Genomic DNA, 17,164 nt, shown 5'->3' on the forward strand with positions numbered 1-17,164 from the left:
ACGGTCATGCGCCTGCCCGGCCGTTACGACGGCGTCGCCCGGCCGATCGTCACCTACGGCAGCAACCCGGTGCTGCACCGGCCGTGTGCCCCGGTGACCGAGTTCGACCGGGGGCTGCGGCACCTGGTCCTGGACATGTTCGCCAGCATGACCGCCGCCGACGGGGTCGGGCTGGCGGCCAACCAGATCGGCGTCGACGCGCGGGTGTTCGTCATCGACTGCCCGGACGCCGACGGCGAGGACGTCATCGGCTACGTCGTCAACCCGGTGCTCACCGTGCTCGACCCGGTCGGGGACGAGCCGCCGGTCGAGCTGACCGAGGAGGGCTGCCTCTCGGTGCCGGGCCCGTACGCCGAACTGGAGCGTGCCTTCCGCGCCCGGGTCGACGGTGTCGACGTGCACGGTCAGCCGACCGCGATCGAGGCGACCGGCATGGCCGCGCGCTGCCTCCAGCACGAGGTCGACCACCTCGACGGCACCGTCTACGTCGACCGGCTGCCCGCCGACCTGCGCGAGCGGCTGCTGGCCGAGGCCGCCGGTCCCGAGGGTGACCTGCCCGCATGAGCGGTTTCTCCGTCACCGTCGTCGGCGTGGGGGCAGACGGCTGGGACGGGCTCTCCCCGGCCGCCCGACAGGCGATCTCGGGGGCGGCGGTGCTGCGGGGGAGCGCCCGGCAGCTGGGGCTGGTGCCTCCGGACGTCGTCGCCGAGCGGGTGCCCTGGCCCTCGCCGATGGGTCCCGCCCTGGCCGACCTGCCCGCGGCCCACCCGGAGCGCCGCGTCGTCGTGCTCGCCAGCGGTGACCCGATGCTCTCCGGTGTCGGCACCTCGCTGGTCCGGCTGTTCGGCGCCGACGCCGTCGAGGTGGTGCCGCACCCGTCGTCGGTGACGCTGGCCTGCGCCCGGCTGGGCTGGGCGGTGGAGGAGACGACGGTGGTCTCCGTCGTCGGCCGGCCGGTCTCGCTGGTCCTGCCGCACGCCACTCCTGGCCGGCGGCTGCTGGTGCTGGGTTCGGACACCCGGACGCCGGCGGAGCTCGCCGCCCTGCTCGCCGGGTCGGGCTCCGGCGCCAGCCGGCTCACCGCGCTGGCCCAGCTCGGCGGCCCCGCCCAGCGCCGGTTCACCGGCACCGCCGCCGGGTGGCCGCACCCGGAGACCGACCCGCTGGTGCTCACCGCCGTCGAGGTGGTCGCCGACCCGGGCGCCGTGCCGCTGCCGACCGTCCCGGGCCTGCCGGACGACGCCTACTCCTCCGACGGGCAGCTGACCAAGCGCGACGTCCGGGCGGTGACGCTCTCCCGGCTCGCCCCGCTGCCCGGCCAGCTGCTCTGGGACGTCGGGGCGGGGGCCGGCTCGATCGGCATCGAGTGGATGCGGGTGCACCCCTCGTGCCGGGCGGTCGCGGTGGAGTCCGACCCGGTCCGCGCCCAGCGGATCGGCCGGAACGCCGAGCGGCTCGGCGTCCCCGACCTGCAGGTGGTCGAGGGAGAGGCGCCAGCCGCGCTGCTCGGGCTGCCCCAGCCGGACGCCGTCTTCGTCGGGGGCGGCGCGACGACGCCGCTGCTGCTGGACACCGTCTGGGAGGTGCTCGCCCCGGGCGGCCGGCTGGTGGTCAACGCGGTGACGGTGGAGAGCGAGGCGGTGCTCGCCGAGTGGCACGGCCGCTGCGGCGGCTCGCTGACCCGGCTGTCGGTCGCGCAGGCCCAGCCGGTCGGCGGCTTCACCGGCTGGAAGCCCGCCATGCCCGTGACGATCTGGAGCGTGACCCGATGACCGTCCACTTCATCGGGGCAGGGCCGGGGGCCGCCGACCTGGTCACCGTGCGGGCCGCGCGGCTGATCGCGTCGTCCCCGGTCTGCCTCTACGCCGGTGCGCTGGTGCCCCGCGAGCTGCTGGACACCGCGCCGGCGGGCGCCCGGCTGGTGGACACCGCCGACCTCGATCTGGACCAGATCACCGCGGAGCTGGTCGCCGCGCACGAGGCCGGGCTGGACGTCGCCCGGCTGCACTCCGGTGACCCGTCGGTCTACAGCGCGATGGCCGAGCAGATGCGCCGGCTGGACGCGGCGGGCGTGCCCTACGACGTCGTCCCCGGGGTGCCCGCGTTCGCCGCGGCGGCCGCGTCGCTGAAGCGCGAGCTGACCGTGCCGGGGGTGGCGCAGACCGTCGTCCTGACCCGCACGTCGGCGCGGTCGACGCCGATGCCGCCGGGGGAGACGCTCGCCGCCTACGCGGCGACCGGCGCGACGCTGGTGCTGCACCTGGCCGTGCAGCGGATGGACGCCCTCGCCCCGGAGCTGGCCGCGCACTACGGCGCCGACTGCCCGGTGGCGGTGGTCGCCAAGGCCAGCCGGGACGACGAGCTGGTGCTGCGCGGCACGCTCGCCGACATCGCCGCGCAGGTGGCCGACGCCGGGGTGCGCCGGACGGCGGTGGTGGTCGTCGGCCGGGTGCTGGCCGCCGAGCAGTTCCTGGACAGCCACCTCTACTCGACGACGCGCCGACGCTGATGCCGCTAGGCGCGGCCGACGATGGTGCCGGCGCGGTCGATCACCACGACGTCGACCTCGACCGGGGCGCCGAGCAGCACCCCCTCGGCGGTGCGGCGGGCGCCGGCGGCGACCAGGTCGCCCAGCGGGAGGCCGGCGGCGGCGCACTGCTGCAGGGCGTCCAGCGCGGTGTTCGCCTGCCGCACGCCCTCGACCAGTGCCGGGGCGCCGCCGGCCTCGGCCACGAGCTGGGCGAGCGCGGCGAACGACACCTGCGAGCGGGCCGAGTGCAGGTCCAGGTGCCCCTCGGCGAGCTTGGCCAGCTTGCCGATGCCGCCGGCCACCGTCAGTCGCGGCACCGGGTGCCGGCGCAGGTACTTGAGCACCGCGCCGGCGAAGTCGCCCATGTCCAGCAGCGCGTCCTCGGGCAGGCCGTACAGCTCCTGGGCCACCCGCTCGCTGGTCGAGCCGGTGCACCCGGCGACGTGCTCCCGCCCGGCGGCGCGGGCCACGTCGATGCCGCGGCGGATCGAGTCGATCCAGGAGGAGCACGAGTAGGGGACGACGACGCCCGTCGTCCCGAGGATCGACAGGCCGCCGAGGATGCCCAGCCGCGGGTTCCAGGTCTTCCGGGCCAGCTCCGCGCCACCGGCCACGGACACCTCGACGACGACGTCCCCGCTGCCGCCGTGCCGCTGGGCGACGGCGGTCACGTGCTCGGTCATCAGCCGGCGCGGCACCGGGTTGATCGCCGGCTCGCCCACCGCGAGCGGCAGGCCGGGCTTGGTCACCGTGCCCACGCCCTCGCCGGCGCGGAAGACCACACCGCTGCCCGGGTCGCCGCGGGTCACGCGGGCGGAGACCAGCGCGCCGTGGGTGACGTCGGGGTCGTCGCCGGCGTCCTTGACGATGCCCGCCGAGGCGCCGTCCCGGTCCAGGGACTCACGCGCCAGGGCGAAGGACGGGTGCTTGTCGCTGGGCAGGTCGATCGAGACCGGGTCGGGGAACTCGCCGGTCAGCAGCGCGGTGTAGGCGGCGGTGGTGGCCGCGGTCGCGCAGGCGCCCGTCGTCCAGCCGTGTCGCAGCCCGCCGCTGCCGTCCCTGCTCACGGGACCATCGTGCCTGGCCCGGGCCGAACGCCGGTGCGGACCTCGATCACATCGAGTGGCGGGCTGTCGACGCCTCACCGGCCGGGAGACGTGGACGACCCGGCACTCGAGGACCCGGGAGGCGCGGGATGACCGGTCAGGTGCTGGTGCTCGGCGGCACCGGGGAGGCCCGGCGGCTGGCTGCCGAGCTGGTCGCCGCGGGCGTCGACGTCCTCTCCTCGCTGGCCGGGCGGGTGGCCGACCCGGTGCTGCCCGCGGGGGAGGTGCGGATCGGCGGCTTCGGCGGCGCCGACGGGCTGGCCGCGTGGCTGGCCGAGCACCGGCCGCAGGCGGTCGTCGACGCCACCCATCCCTTCGCCGCGCAGATCACCGCCGCGGCGGCCACCGCCGCGGCCGCGCAGGGCACGCCGCTGCTGCGGTTGCAGCGCCCCGGCTGGACGCCGCAGCCGGGGGACACCTGGCGACATGTCGACTCGCTGGCCGCGGCGGCCGAGGTGGTGGCCGGGTACCGCAGCGTCTTCCTCACCACCGGCCGGCAGGGCGTCGGTGCCTTCGCGTCGGTGCCGGGGCGGGTGCTGGTGCGTTCGGTCGACCCGCCCGACGAGCCGCTGCCGGCCGGGGCGACCCTGCTGCTGGACCGCGGGCCGTTCAGCCTCGCCGACGAGCTGGCGTTGCTCCGTGAGCACGCGGTGGACGTCGTGGTCACCAAGGACTCCGGCGGGCACATGACCGAGGCGAAGCTGATCGCCGCCCGGGAACTGGGGGTGCCGGTCGTGCTCGTCCGCCGGCCGCCGCTGCCGGACGGCGTCGTGCTGGTGCCGACGGTCGAGGACGCGCTGGCCTGGCTGGCGGACCTGCGCCGGTGACCGAGGGTCGAGGGAACGCCAGGAGTCGCCTCGTCCCAGGGCACGAAGGGCGATCGGCGTGGCACGGACAGCGACTTGCATCGTTGTAAAAGAGTGACCAGACTCACTCTCGCACCGCGCAGCCCCGGTGCCCCAGCGTCCCCGACGGGGTGGACGCCCGCCTGAAGAGAGTCGCCCCATGACCCGTTCCCTCCTCCGCCGGGCGTGGGTGCCCGCGCTCACGGCGGCCCTGCTGGTCGGCTCAGCAGCGCTCACCGCCCCGGCCGCCGCCGCACCGGCACCCGCCGCCCCACCACTCGTCGCCGGAGCCGACCGGCCCGCAGACCCGGTCGCGCACGACCCGACGCTGGTCCAGGAGGGGGACTGGTTCTACCTCGCCATCACCGGCGACGCCGCCACCGGCAGCGACTACATCCCGATGAAGCGGTCGAAGGACCTCCGCACCTGGGAGGAGCTGCCGCCGGTCTTCACCGAACTGCCCGCCGGTGTCCTGGCCGCCATCGGCGCGACCCCGGCCGACGCCCCGCAGGACGCCTGGGCCCCGGACCTCAGCTGGACCGGCAGCGAGTGGCGGCTCTACTACTCGGCCTCCCGCTTCGGCACGACCAACTCCGTGACGGCGCTGGCGACGACGGGGTCGCTGGACCCGGCCAGCCCGGAATACGGCTGGGTCGACCGCGGCCCGGTGCTGGAGAGCGAGGCCGGCAGCACCGACTACAACGCGATCGACGCCAACCACGTCACCGACGCCGAGGGCGGCGAGTGGCTGACCTTCGGCTCCTTCTTCGGCGGCCTGAAGATCGTCGCGCTCGACCCGGCGACCGGGAAGCTCGCCGACGGCGCCCCGGTGCTCCCGCTCGTCGACCGGCAGATCCAGTACAACCCCGTCGAGGGGCCCTCGATCATCCGCAACGGCGACCACTACTACCTGTTCGCGTCCTTCGACTACTGCTGCCGTGGCGAGGAGAGCGACTACCGGGTGGTCGTCGGCCGGTCGACGTCCATCGCCGGTCCGTACCTGGACCGGGACGGCGTCTCCCTGCTGGAGGGCGGCGGCACCGAGGTGCTGCGCGGCTACAACGAGTTCCAGGGCACCGGCCACCCGGACGTGTACTCCGCCGGCGGGGTCGACTACTTCGTCAACCACTACTACGACGCGCTGTCCGACGGCACGCCGCGGCTCAACGTCCGCACCCTGTCCTGGTCCGACGGCTGGCCGACGGTCAGTGACCCGGCCAACCCCAGCCGCTCGGCCGGTCACGGCTCGGCCTACGTGCAGGTCGTCCCGCGCGACGGTGCCGCGGTCGTGTCCAACGCGACCTGCGGCTACGCCGGGGCCAACCTGGCCCTGGCCGCCGCCTCGCCGACCCACCCCTGCCAGCAGTGGCAGATCGACGCCCGGGACGCCGCGCAGGTCACCGACGGCAGCGAGACGGGTTCGCGGTTCCAGAACCGGAAGAGCAACATGGCCGCCGACTTCCCCGGCTGCGCGGAGGCGCAGAGCAGCGGCAACGTCGGCCAGTTCGACTGGCTGGGCAACTTCTTCTACAACGTCTGCCAGCGCTGGCTGTTCTCGCCGGCGCCCGACGGCTACACGACGATCTCCTCCATCGCGGGGCGCAACCTCGTGTGGACCGCTGAGGGGCGGACGCCGGGCGCCAACCTCGGCGTGGCGACGCCGACAGGTGCGGCGGACCAGCAGTTCCGGTTCCAGCCGGTCGGTGAGGTCCTGCTGGGGAGCGCCACCGACCAGACCCGGACCCTGGGTGTGGCCGGGTGCACGGCGGCCAAGGGCAACGGCAACAAGGTGCGGATGGAGACCCGGGTCGCCGGCTCCTGCCAGACCTGGACGGTGACCTCCACCGGCGGCGCCGGCTACACGGTCACCAACGCCGCCACCGGCTCGGTGCTGGCCTCGACGTCCTGCACCACCGGCAGTGCCCCGGCCCGGCTGCGCCTGCTCCCGGCGGGCAAGGCGGGCAAGGCGGGCGAGTGCAGCACCTGGACGCTCGTCCCGGGCGACGACGGCACGTGGTCGCTGGCCACCGCCGGCACCACCCAGGAGGTCCGGCTGCTCATCCCCTGACCGATCCCGCACCACCGTCCGGCGGCCGGCGTCCCCTCGCGGGGCGCCGGCCGTCGTCGTCCCCGGCCTCCGGACGGCGTCGTGCTGGTGCCGACGGTCGAGGACGCTGGCCTGGCTGGCGGACCTGCACCAGTGACCGAGGGTCGAAGGAACGCCAGGAGCCGGCTCGTCCCCGGGGTGAGCACGAAGGGCGATCGACCCCGTTTCCGGTGGGGTACCGGAGCCCCGGTGGCGGGGCTACGGTCCGCGCATGGCGGTCCTCCTCGGGTGTGTGCTCGTGCTGGTCGGCATGGCGGTCGCGGTGCACCAGGCGCACCGGGCGACGAGCGCGGCGGGGCGGCCGCTCCGGCTGGGCGAGGCCTCGGCGGCACTGCCGGAGGGGTACCGCCGGTGGTCCAGCGTCGCCATCGCGGCAGCGCTGGTCTCCGGCACCCTGGTGCTCGGGCACGGGCAGCCGAGGTGGGTCTTCTACGTCGTCGTGGTGGGGGTCGCCGTGCTCGCCCTGGTCGTGCAGGCGGTGGCCCTCCGGCTGGTGGCCCCGGCCCGTGGCCACGGCGGCGCCCCGGGCTGACGGGTGGTGCGCTCCGGGCGTCGCCCGCCGCGGACTGTCGTACCCGCGGTGCACAGTGGGAGCGATGGAGGTGGTGCGCAGTGCTGGGAGAACCGCAGGCGGTCGATCTCGACCCACTGAGCCTGGAGAGCGCCCTGCTGCGGGCGGCGGTCGGTGACTACGCGGCCGAGGCGGCGGTGCTGCTGCTGGCCGAGTCCGGCCACTGGCTGCCCCGGCTGCAGGCCGCCGGGCTGATCGCCATCGCACTCGACGCCGACGCGATCGACGGCGGGCCGTGGGCCGCGGTCCAGTGGGCCGACCTGGACGGCGCGCTCCGCACCGGGGTGATCGGCGGCAGCGGCGGGCAGCTGCGGCTGTTGCGGGCGGCAGCGAGCCTGGCCGAGGGGCAGCCGGTCGACCTGGCCGACCTGACCGCGGGGCTGGACCGCGACGAGCTGGTCCTGCTGCTGGCCGCGGTGGCCCATGCGGCCGGCAGTCACGAGCACGACGACGGCGCCGGGGCGTCGGGCGGCCCGGTCGTGGCCTGGCCGCGGCGCGACTGAGGCAGACACGCGCGTCACGACGTCTGGACAGCGACTAGTAACTGAGTGCATAGTCTGCCCATGGCGCTCGGGCACGTCCTCCTCGGCCTCCTCGCGCGGGGTGGACGGCACGGATACGACCTCAAGCGGCAGTACGACGCACGGTTCCCGATGGCCAAGCCGATCGCTCCCGCGCAGGTGTACGCCACGTTGGAGCGGCTGCTGCGGGACGGACTGGTCGCCCCCGGGAGCACCGACCGGGGCGGCGGGCCCGACCGCACGTCGTACGAGATGACCCCGGCCGGGCGGCAGGAGCTCGACGCCTGGCTGGCCGAGGTCGAGGCGCCGACCCCCTTCGTCAGCAACCCGCTGGCGGTGAAGGTGACCCTCGCGCTGCTGGTCGCCGGGGACGACGCCGCGGCCGACTACCTGCAACGGCAGCGCGCTGCCCACCGGGAGCGGATGCGCGAGTACACCCGCGTCAAGACCGACCCCGACACCTCCCTGGCCGGTGTGCTCGCGGCCGACTACGCCCTCAACCACCTCGATGCCGACCTGCGGTGGATCGACACCGCCCTGGCCCGCGTCGCCTCCCTCTCCGAGGAGCTCCGACCATGACCTCCACACCCGAGGACACCAGCACCGACGAGGGCCTGCTGCTCGCCGGCCGTGCGCTGGTGCGCTCCTACGGCCACTCCCCGGCGCTGCGCGGGATCAGCGTGGGCACCGCACGCGGGGAGATCCTGGCGATCACCGGCCCGTCCGGGTCGGGCAAGTCGACGCTGCTGCTGTGCCTGGCGGGCATCCTGCGCCCGGACGCCGGCGAGGTCTGGTTCGACGGGCGCCGGATCGACACCGACAGCGAGGCCGAGCGGTCCCGGCTGCGGCGCACCCGGTTCGGCGTGCTCTTCCAGTTCGGCCAGCTGGTGCCCGAGCTGACGGCGGCGGAGAACGTGGCGATGCCGCTGCTGCTGGGCGGCGTCAAGCGACGTCCCACCCTGACCGCCGCCGGCACCTGGCTCGAGCGCTTCGGGGTGGCCGACCTGGCGACGCACCGGCCGACCGAGATGTCCGGCGGCCAGGCCCAGCGGGTGGCGATGGCCCGTGCGCTGGTGACCGAGCCCGAGGTGCTGTTCGCCGACGAGCCGACCGGCGCGCTGGACACCCTGGCCGGGGAGCAGGTGCTCACCGAGCTGGTCCGGGTCACCCGGCAGGCCGGCACGACCGTGCTGATGGTCACTCATGACGCGAAGGTCGCCGCGTACGCCGACCGGGAGATCGTCATCCGGGACGGCATGGCCGACGAGGGCGCCCCGACCTCGGCCCTGCGGGGCGCGCTGGGCCGGGCAGGCGCCCGATGAGCAGCTCGGCGGACGCCGGGGCGATGCGCTGGTCGACCCTGCTGTGGCTGGCCACCGCCGGTGGCCGGGCCGACCGCACCCGGATCGCGCTGACCGCGGTCGGCGCCGCCGCGGGGGTGCTGGCGCTGCTCGCCGCCGCCACGGTCGCGGCCACCGGCGAGGGCGACGGGCCCTACACCAGCCAACTGCTCAACGAGACCGGGCTGCACATCGGCATCGTGATCGCCCTGGTGCTGCTCTGCGTGCCGGTGCTGGCGTTCACCGGCCAGTGCGCCCGGATCGGTGCGCCGGCGCGCGACCGGCGGCTGGCCGCCCTCCGGCTCACCGGCGCGACCCCCTCGGACGTCGCCCGGGTGGCCGCCGTCGAGACCGGGTTGGCGGCGGCCCTGGGGTCACTGATCGGCCTGGGGGTGTACCTGGTCGGACGGGTGCTGCTGGGGAACCCGGTGACGGCCACCTACGAGCGCAGCACCGAGATCTCGTCGAACGGCTACCTCATCGAGGACGTCACCGGCCCGGCACTGCGGCTGCCGACCGACGTCCTCCCGCCGGTCTGGCTGATCGCCCTCCTGGTCCTCGCCGTGCCGGTCGCGGCCACGGTCTTCGCGCTTGCCGCGCTGCGCCGGGTGACCACGACGCCGTTCGGGGTGGTGCGCAGCCAGCGGGTGCGGCCGGTCCAGGTGGTCCCGGCGGCCCTGTTCGTCCTCGGGGCCGGGGGCATGGCGCTGTTCGCAGGGCTGGTCCGGGTGGCCGGCATCGACGGGGGTGTGGGCCGGGTACCTGCCGTGGTGTTCCTGCTGCTGTTCCTCTGCACCGCGATCGGCATCGTGCTCGGGACGGCGGCCGTCTCGGCGCGGGTGGGGGAGTTCCTGGCCCGGCGTACCGGGCGACCCGCACTGCTCATCGCCGGGCGGCGGTTGGTCGCCGCGCCCTTCGCCGCCAGCCGGAGCCACGCGGCCCTGCTGGTCGTCGTCCTGCTCGCCGCGGCCATCCAGGGCTTCCGGTCGCACACCCTGCTGTCCCAGCGGCAGAGCGGCAACGAGTTCTACGCCCGGGCCCTGGACACGGTGGACCTGGCCCTGGTCGTCGCCGGCGCCATCGCCGTGGCCGGCCTGCTGGTCGGCACCATCGAGGGCGTGCTGAGCCGCCGGCGGGCGGCGGCCGCGCTCGTCGCCGCCGGGGTGCCGCGGGCCGTGCTCGGGCGGGCGCTGCTGCTGGAGGTGCTGGTGCCGGTCGTGCCGGCCACGTTGCTGGCCACCGCCGCCGGCATCCTCGCCGCCCGTGGGGTGATGGGCACCACCGTGCAGGAGAGCACGTACTCCGCCACCGGGCGGGTGCTCCAGGTGGTGGAGACCGCCGTGCCCGTGCCCTGGACGGCGCTGGCGGTCATCGTCGGCGGGACGACGCTGGCCACCGCCGCCCTCACGCTGATCGCCCTGCCGATCCTGCACCGCAGCGCCGACCCGGGGGAGCTGCGCACCGCCTGAGCGGGGGTCCGGGGGCAGGCGAGGGGTTCGCGGTCGGCGTCCCGGGCAAGATCCGGGCATGACCACCCCGTCCGGGCTGCCCGACGCCCTGCAGCAACTGCGCGATCGGGTCGCCTCGGCACCGCTCGGCCTGGCCACCCCCGGCCGGGACACCGCCGCCCGCACCGCCCGCTCGGTCGTCGACCAGGTCGACGACTACCTGCTGCCCCGGCTGCGCGACCTGGACGCACCCCTGCTCACCGTGGTCGGCGGCTCGACCGGCGCCGGCAAGTCCACGTTGGTCAACAGCGTGCTCGGCGCCCGGGTCACCACTCCGGGCGTGCTCCGCCCGACGACCCGCGCCCCGGTGCTGGTCTGCGCTCCCGCCGACCGGGCCGCGTTCGCCGGCGAACGGGTGCTGCCCGGGCTCGCCCGCACCACCGGCGAGGGAGACGCCACCAGCGGCATCAAGCTCGTGGCCACCGATGCGTTGCCGCCCGGGCTCGCGCTCATCGACGCCCCGGACGTCGACTCGGTGGTCGAGGCCAACCGCGACCTGGCCGGTCAGCTGCTGGCCGCCGCCGATCTGTGGGTGTTCGTGACGACGGCGGCCCGCTACGCCGACGCCGTCCCGTGGGACCTGCTGCGCACGGCCCAGGAACGGGGGACCGCGCTGGCCGTCGTGCTGGACCGGGTGCCGCCCGAGGCGGTGGCGGAGGTGGCCGACGACCTGGCCGGGATGCTGCGCCGAGCACAGCTGGACAGCGCCCGGCTGTTCGTGATCGAGGAGCGGCCGCTGGTCGACGGCTTCCTGCCCGACGAGCAGGTCGCCCCGCTGCGGGGCTGGCTGCACGCGCTGGCCGCCGACCAGGAGCAGCGTGCCGCCGTCGTCCGGCAGACCCTGGCCGGGGCGCTGGGCAGCCTGCACGACCGGGTCGACGTCGTCGTCGCCGGCGTCGCCGAGCAGGCGGCCGCCGCCGAGGCGCTGCAGACCGCCGCGGACGCCGCGTACGCCCGGGCACGGGCGGCGATCGACGAGGGCGTCGGCAACGGCAGCCTGCTGCGCGGGGAGGTGCTCGCCCGCTGGCAGGAGTTCGTCGGCACCGGCGAGTGGATGCGCAGCCTGCAGGGCCATGTCGGCCGGTTGCGGGATCGGGTCACCGCCGCGTTCACCGGCCGCAGCAACCCTGCCGACGACCTGGCCGGTGCCCTGGAGTCCGGGGTCGAGCTGCTGCTGCGGGCCGAGGCCGACCGGGCCGCGGAGAAGACCGTCACCAGCTGGCGGACCCTCCCCGGCGGGATCTCCCTGCTCGACGGCCGGGAGACCGAGCTGGACGGCGTCTCGCCGTCGTTCGCCGGCGCCTCCGCCGACGAGGTGCGGGACTGGCAGGGCACGGTGCTGGAGCTGGTGCGCAGCGAGGGCGCGGGCAAGCGGTCGCGGGCCCGGCTGATGTCCTGGGGGGTCAACGGCGCGGGTGCGGTGGTGATGGTCGCCGTCTTCGCCTCCACCGCCGGGCTGTCCGGCGCCGAGGTGGCCATCGCCGGCGGCACCACCGCGGTGGGTCAGCGGGTGCTGGAGGCGGTGTTCGGGGACGCCGCGGTGCGCGAGCTGGCCACCCGGGCGCGGGCCGACCTGGACGCCCGCGCCGCGCGGCTGCTGCGCGCCGAGCAGCACCGCTTCGACGTGCTGCTGGAGGACGTCGCCCCGGCGCCGGGCGCGGACGTCGAGCTGCGGTCGGCGGCGCAGGCGCTGGCTGCTGCCCACGGGGCCCGCGCGTGAGGCTCGGACGGCGCGGCGAGCTGTCCCTGACCGACCGGCTGGCCGCCCTGCGCGAGGCGGTGGAGGTCGCCGAGGGGCGGCTGGAGGTGCCGGAGGTCGCCAGCGCCCGTGCCCTGCTGGCCAAGGCCGGTGCGCGGGAGGCGCTCGGCGACGCCACCGTGGTCGCGCTGGCCGGGGCGACCGGGAGCGGGAAGTCCACCCTGTTCAACGCGCTCAGCGGCAGCGAGGTGAGCACGCCGGGCGTGCGCCGGCCGACCACCGGCGTCGCCCACGCCAGCGTGTGGGGGGAGCACGGGTCCGACCGGCTGCTGGACTGGCTCCAGGTGCCCCGTCGGCACCGGGTCGAGTCGGGTGACCCGGCGCTGGACGGGCTGGTGCTGCTCGACCTGCCCGACCACGACAGCGTCCGGCTGGAGAACCGGCTGGAGGTCGACCGGCTGGTGGAGCTGGTGGACGTGCTGGTGTGGGTGCTCGACCCGCAGAAGTACGCCGACGCCGCGGTGCACTCGCAGTACCTAGCGCCGCTGGCCGGGCACGCAGGGGTGCTGGTCGTCGTCCTCAACCAGGTCGACCGGCTGGACGAGCCGGCCGCCCGCGCCTGCCTGGCCGACCTGCGCGGGCTGCTGGACCGGGAGGGTCTCGGGGCGACCCCGGTGCTGCCCACCGCGGCCCGCACCGGCGCGGGGCTGCCGGAGCTGCGCACCGAGCTGGCCCGCCGGGTCGCCGCCCGCCGGGCGGCCACCGACCGGCTGGCCGCCGACGCCCGGGCCGCTGCCGGTGCGCTCGCCGAGCACTGCGCACCCGACGCCGGCCCGGACCGCAGCCGTGACTCCGACGAGTGGGCAGGGCTGACCGAGGCGCTCGCCGACGCCGCCGGGGTGCCGGCCGTGGTCACCGCGGTGGAGCGCTCGGCCCGCCGTCGCGGCGCCGCGCACACCGGGTGGCCGGTGCTGCGCTGGACGGGCAAGCTCCGGGCCGACCCGCTGGGCCGGCTGCACCTGGGCAACGAGGCGGCCCGCAGCTCACTGCCCCAGGCCGGGGCCGTGCAGCAGGCCGGGGTGGGGGCGGCGCTGCGCCGGGCGCGGGACTCCGCCGGCCACGGGCTGCCGCAGGCCTGGCGGGACGAGCTGCGCCGCACCGCCGAGTTCTCCGAGGACCGCCTCGCCGACCGGCTGGACCGCGCCGTCGCCGGCACCGACCTCGGCCCGGACCGGACGCCGCTGTGGCAGCGGGCCGTCGGCGGGCTGCAGTGGCTGCTCGTGCTGACCGCGCTGGTCGGCGCGCTGTGGCTGCTCGGCCTGGTGGGCCTGGGGTTGCTCCAGCTGGACGACGTCGTCCCGTTGCCCCGGGTCGAGGGCATCCCATTGCCGACGTTGCTGCTGGCCGGGGGGCTGCTCGCCGGGTTGCTGCTGGCGCTGCTGACCCGGCCACTGGTGCACGTCGGCGCCCGGAGACGGGCCAGACAGGTGCGGCGGCGGTTGCTGGACCGGGTCGGTGAGGTGGCCGACACGGAGGTGGTCGAGCCGCTCACCGAGGCCCGCGAGGACCACACCCGGTTCTGCGCGGCGGTGACCCGCGCCGGCAGCTAGTCGAGGGCGGCGGCGGGAGCCCGGTGCGCGGGCTCCACGACCGGGGTGGCCGGCCGCCGGGCGTGCAGGGCCAGGCCGCCCACGGCCAGCAGGGCCAGCACGATGACGACGACGCCGTACACCTGCGCCGTCCGCTCCAGGCCGATGCGCCCGGCCGCCACCCCCGCGGCGATCGCCGGCACGCTGAAGGCCAGGTAGCTGGCGGTGAAGACCGCGGACAGCAGGGCGGCCCGCTGCCCCGGGGCGACGCCCTGGGTGACGGTCGCCATCGCGCCGAGGAACGCCGCCCCGAAGCCGAAGCCGGAGACCACCGCGGCGACGAAGAACAGCGGGAGCGAGCCGGTGGTCAGCGCGGCCACGGTGCCGGCCACCCCGACGGCGAAGACCAGGGCACCGACGACCATCGACCGGGCCGGCGCCACGGTGCGCATGGAGAGCGAGCCGATCAGGCCGGTGCCGTTGAGCGCGAGGATGACCAGGCTGCCCACGACGTGGTCCTGCACCTCGAAGACGCCGGCCACCAGCGACGGGCCGAGCGAGGCGTACAGCCCGCCCAGCGCCCAGGTGGCGACCAGGCAGGGCAGGACGACGACGAACGCCCGGCGCTGCGAGGCGGGCACCTGCACGCTCGGCCGCAGCGACCGTACGGCGCCGGGCAGGCGGGGGGAGGACTCGGGCAGGAAGACCCACACCCCGGCGGCGGCGGCCAGGCAGAGCACGGTGAGGGCGCCGAACACCCAGCTTGTCGGCGCGGGCAGGAACTCGACCGCCAGCCCGGCGCTCACCGCACCGACCGAGAGCCCCACCGCGGGGGACGCCGAGTTGACCAGCGCGCCCAGCGGGCGGTCCGGGCGCTGCAGGTCCAGCAGCGCGGCACCGAACGCGCCGGTCAGGGCCCCGGTGGCCAGCCCCTGGACGATGCGGGCCAGCAGCAGCCACTCCACCCCGTCGGCGGTCAGGAACAGCACCATCGAGACGGCCTCGAGCAGCAGCGCGACGGCGAGCACCGGGCGGCGGCCCACGTGGTCCGAGAGCGCCCCGACCACCAGCAGCGACAGCAGCAGCGCGAAGGCGTAGACGCCGAAGACGACGGTGATCAGGCCGGAGCCGAAGCCGAACTCCTCCGCGTAGACCCGGTACAGCGGCGAGGGCACCCCGGAGGCGGCGAGCATCAGGGTCAGCAGCACGGCCACCGACCAGAAGGCGGCGGGCCGGCTGAGCTCACGACGGGGCACGAACCGATGCAAGCACCAACGAAGCCCTGCTGTTCCACGGAGGGGCCGGAGTCGCGACTTCGGCCCCTCCATCGTCACGCGACACGCTCGCCGTCCGGGGTGGCGGGCCGACCCGTCACGTCGGGCTGTCCCAGGTGGTCAGGCAGAACGGGTGACCGGCCGGGTCGGCGTACACGGAGCAGTGGTCGTCGTTGGGCTGGAACTCGTACTTCGTCGCACCGGCCGCCAGCACCCGGACCTCGGCCGCGTCCCGGTCCGTGACCAGGAGGTCCAGGTGCGACTGCATCGGCACCGGACCGGTCGGCCAGGTCGGCGGGGTGTGCGCGGGCACGGTCTGGAAGTCGATCCGTCCGCCCGGACCGTCGACCCGCGCCCACCCCTCGTGCCGCACGACCACCGCACCGCCGGTGATCTCGGCGTAGAACGCGGCCAGTGCGCCGGCGTCCGGGCAGTCGAGGGTGACCGAGCTCAGCCGGATCGAGTCGTCCCGGACCTCGTGCACGTCGCGTTGATCGTCCATGCCGTGAGGACCTCCCCAGCGGGCGGAACTCGTCGGTCCTCCGTCAGCCGGGGTAGTGGCGGCTGGTGAAGACCTGGCCGGACGGCGTCACCCGGGTCTGGGTGGAGCCGATCATCACCAGGCAGCGCATGTCGACGGACTCGGGGTCGAACTCACCGAGGGTGGTCACGGTGACCGACTCCGCCGCGCCGCCGACGTCCCGGCCGATGACGACCACGGTCTCCGGCTTCCGGACCTCCAGCAGCGCCTGGTGTGCCTCGCCCAGCTGGTGCGGCCGGGCCTTGGAGCGCGGGTTGTACAGCGCGATCACCAGGTCGGCGGCGGCCGCGTGGCGCAGCCGGTCGAGCACGACGTCCCAGGGCTTGAGGACGTCGGACAGCGAGATGATCGCGAAGTCGTGGCCGAGCGGCGCCCCCACCCGCGACGCGACCGCCTGCGCCGCGGTGAGCCCGGGCAGCACCCGGACCTCCACGTCGGGGAAGTCCTCCGCCGCCACCTCGAGCACGGCGGCGGCCATCGCGAACACACCGGGGTCGCCGCTGGAGACGACGGCCACGCGCCGTCCGGACCGGGCCAGCTCCAGGGCGTGCGCCGCGCGCTCGGCCTCCACCCGGTTGTCGCTGGGGTGCCGGGTCTGCCGCGGGTTGGCCGGCACCCGGTCCAGGTAGGGGCCGTAGCCGACCAGGTCGTCGGCGCGGGCCAGCGCCTCGGCGGCCTCGGGCGTCGTCCAGCTGCGCTGCCCGGGGCCGAGGCCGACCACCACCACCTCGCCGGTGCGCACCTCGGCCTCACTGGCCTGTTCCGGGCCCGGGACCGGCCCGGTCAGCTCGCTGGGCAGCAGCGCGAGCGAGAAGTAGGGGACGGTGTCGGGGTCCACCTCGGCCAGCGGCATGGTGCGTTGCTGGGCGGTCGTCGCCCGCTCCACGTAGTAGGCGCGGTCGAGCACCCCGGCGGCCTCGAAGGCGTCGCGGACGTTGCGGAACGTGCGGCCGAGCTTCATCACCGCGGCGGAGTCGGTGGTCGACAGCCACTCGGCGAGCTCGTCGGACGGCAGCGTGCCGGGCAGCACGGTGAGCACCTCGTCCCGCTCCACCAGTGGCCGGCCGAGCACCGCGGCCGCGCCGCTGACGCTGGTGACCCCCGGGACCACCTCGGTCGGGTAGCGGTGCGCCAGCCGCTTGTGCATGTGCATGTACGAGCCGTAGAAGAACGGGTCGCCCTCGGCGAGGACGACGACGTCCCGGCCGGCGTCCAGGTGCGCGGCCAGCCGGGCGGCGGCGGCCTCGTAGAACTCGTCGATCGCGCCCTGGTAGCCGCCGGGGTGCGCGGTGGTCTCGGTGGTCACCGGGTAGACCAGTAGCTCCTCGACCTGCCCCTCGCGCAGGTACGGCGCGGCCAGGGCCCGGGCGACCGAGCGGCCGTGCTGGGCGGCGTGGAAGGCGACGACGTCCGCCGCGCCGATCAGCCGGGCGGCCTTGACGGTCACCAGCTCCGGGTCGCCCGGCCCCAGCCCGACCCCGTACAGCCGCCCGGTCACCGGTGCCCCCCGTCCACCACAATGGCCATTTTGGT

General features: G+C 75.8%; 16 protein-coding genes. 12 read left to right on the top strand and 4 right to left on the bottom strand.

The genetic code is table 11. The annotated features are described in order from the left end of the window. The first annotated feature begins 6 nt into the window (after positions 1–6). Genes def through cobM form a run of 3 tightly spaced genes read left to right on the top strand, consistent with a single transcriptional unit; the run spans position 7 to position 2,509 of the window. Positions 7–564 (top strand): peptide deformylase, encoded by a 558-nt coding sequence (gene def / locus O2W15_RS19330; protein WP_269161370.1) that lies wholly within the window; start codon positions 7–9, stop codon positions 562–564. Then, positions 561–1,772, top strand: a complete 1,212-nt coding sequence (cbiE, locus tag O2W15_RS19335; protein WP_269180564.1) for a precorrin-6y C5,15-methyltransferase (decarboxylating) subunit CbiE — start codon at positions 561–563, stop codon at positions 1,770–1,772. Before def ends, cbiE begins: the two co-directional genes overlap by 4 nt. Next, entirely contained in the window at positions 1,769–2,509 is a 741-nt protein-coding gene (gene cobM, locus O2W15_RS19340) for a precorrin-4 C(11)-methyltransferase (protein ID WP_269180565.1), read from the top strand. The genes cbiE and cobM overlap by 4 nt, the downstream gene beginning before the upstream one ends. 5 nt (positions 2,510–2,514) lie before the next feature. On the opposite strand, the gene O2W15_RS19345 is transcribed toward cobM, so the two are convergent. Then, a complete protein-coding gene (locus O2W15_RS19345) occupies positions 2,515–3,597 on the bottom strand; it encodes a cobalt-precorrin-5B (C(1))-methyltransferase (RefSeq protein WP_269180566.1) in 1,083 nt (360 codons plus the stop codon). Positions 3,598–3,725: 128 nt separating this feature from the next. Here O2W15_RS19345 and O2W15_RS19350 point away from each other — a divergent pair, with 128 nt between their 5' ends. From O2W15_RS19350 to O2W15_RS19390, 9 genes are all read left to right on the top strand, one after another. Next, on the top strand, positions 3,726–4,463 hold the full coding sequence (locus O2W15_RS19350) for a cobalt-precorrin-6A reductase (protein ID WP_269180567.1): 738 nt from the start codon (positions 3,726–3,728) through the stop codon (positions 4,461–4,463). A 178-nt stretch (positions 4,464–4,641) separates the two neighbouring features. Further along, entirely contained in the window at positions 4,642–6,549 is a 1,908-nt protein-coding gene (locus O2W15_RS19355; RefSeq protein ID WP_269180568.1) for a family 43 glycosylhydrolase, read from the top strand. A 250-nt stretch (positions 6,550–6,799) separates the two neighbouring features. Continuing rightward, on the top strand, positions 6,800–7,120 hold the full coding sequence (locus tag O2W15_RS19360; RefSeq protein ID WP_269180569.1) for a hypothetical protein: 321 nt from the start codon (positions 6,800–6,802) through the stop codon (positions 7,118–7,120). Between the two features lie 80 nt (positions 7,121–7,200). After that, positions 7,201–7,662: a hypothetical protein gene (locus tag O2W15_RS19365; protein WP_269161377.1), complete on the top strand. Its 462-nt coding sequence runs from the start codon at positions 7,201–7,203 to the stop codon at positions 7,660–7,662. Between the two features lie 60 nt (positions 7,663–7,722). Continuing rightward, on the top strand, positions 7,723–8,259 hold the full coding sequence (locus O2W15_RS19370) for a PadR family transcriptional regulator (protein WP_269161378.1): 537 nt from the start codon (positions 7,723–7,725) through the stop codon (positions 8,257–8,259). Next, positions 8,256–9,002 carry an ABC transporter ATP-binding protein gene (locus O2W15_RS19375; protein WP_269180570.1) on the top strand — a complete coding sequence of 249 codons (747 nt, stop codon included), beginning with the start codon at positions 8,256–8,258 and terminating at the stop codon, positions 9,000–9,002. Before O2W15_RS19370 ends, O2W15_RS19375 begins: the two co-directional genes overlap by 4 nt. Continuing rightward, entirely contained in the window at positions 8,999–10,489 is a 1,491-nt protein-coding gene (locus O2W15_RS19380) for an FtsX-like permease family protein (RefSeq protein ID WP_269180571.1), read from the top strand. The genes O2W15_RS19375 and O2W15_RS19380 overlap by 4 nt, the downstream gene beginning before the upstream one ends. Before the next feature lie 58 nt (positions 10,490–10,547). Beyond that, positions 10,548–12,248: an ABC transporter gene (locus O2W15_RS19385; RefSeq protein WP_269180572.1), complete on the top strand. Its 1,701-nt coding sequence runs from the start codon at positions 10,548–10,550 to the stop codon at positions 12,246–12,248. Then, positions 12,245–13,837, top strand: a complete 1,593-nt coding sequence (locus tag O2W15_RS19390) for a YfjP family GTPase (RefSeq protein WP_269180573.1) — start codon at positions 12,245–12,247, stop codon at positions 13,835–13,837. The genes O2W15_RS19385 and O2W15_RS19390 overlap by 4 nt, the downstream gene beginning before the upstream one ends. Here O2W15_RS19390 and O2W15_RS19395 read toward each other — a convergent pair. The 3 genes from O2W15_RS19395 to O2W15_RS19405 all read right to left on the bottom strand — a co-directional run bounded on the left by O2W15_RS19395 (position 13,834) and on the right by O2W15_RS19405 (position 17,129). Beyond that, the gene (locus tag O2W15_RS19395; protein ID WP_269180574.1) at positions 13,834–15,072 is read right to left on the bottom strand and encodes an MFS transporter; all 1,239 of its coding nucleotides are present in this window, start codon (positions 15,070–15,072) and stop codon (positions 13,834–13,836) included. The two genes, O2W15_RS19390 and O2W15_RS19395, sit on opposite strands and share 4 nt — an antisense overlap. Before the next feature lie 115 nt (positions 15,073–15,187). Beyond that, a complete protein-coding gene (locus tag O2W15_RS19400) occupies positions 15,188–15,592 on the bottom strand; it encodes a VOC family protein (RefSeq protein ID WP_269180575.1) in 405 nt (134 codons plus the stop codon). Positions 15,593–15,635: 43 nt separating this feature from the next. Further along, a complete protein-coding gene (locus tag O2W15_RS19405) occupies positions 15,636–17,129 on the bottom strand; it encodes a precorrin-2 C(20)-methyltransferase (protein ID WP_269180576.1) in 1,494 nt (497 codons plus the stop codon). Positions 17,130–17,164 lie beyond the last annotated feature (35 nt).

The sequence above is a fragment of the Modestobacter sp. VKM Ac-2979 genome (genome assembly GCF_026967995.1).
In the GTDB taxonomy this organism is placed as follows: Bacteria; Actinomycetota; Actinomycetes; order Mycobacteriales; family Geodermatophilaceae; genus Modestobacter.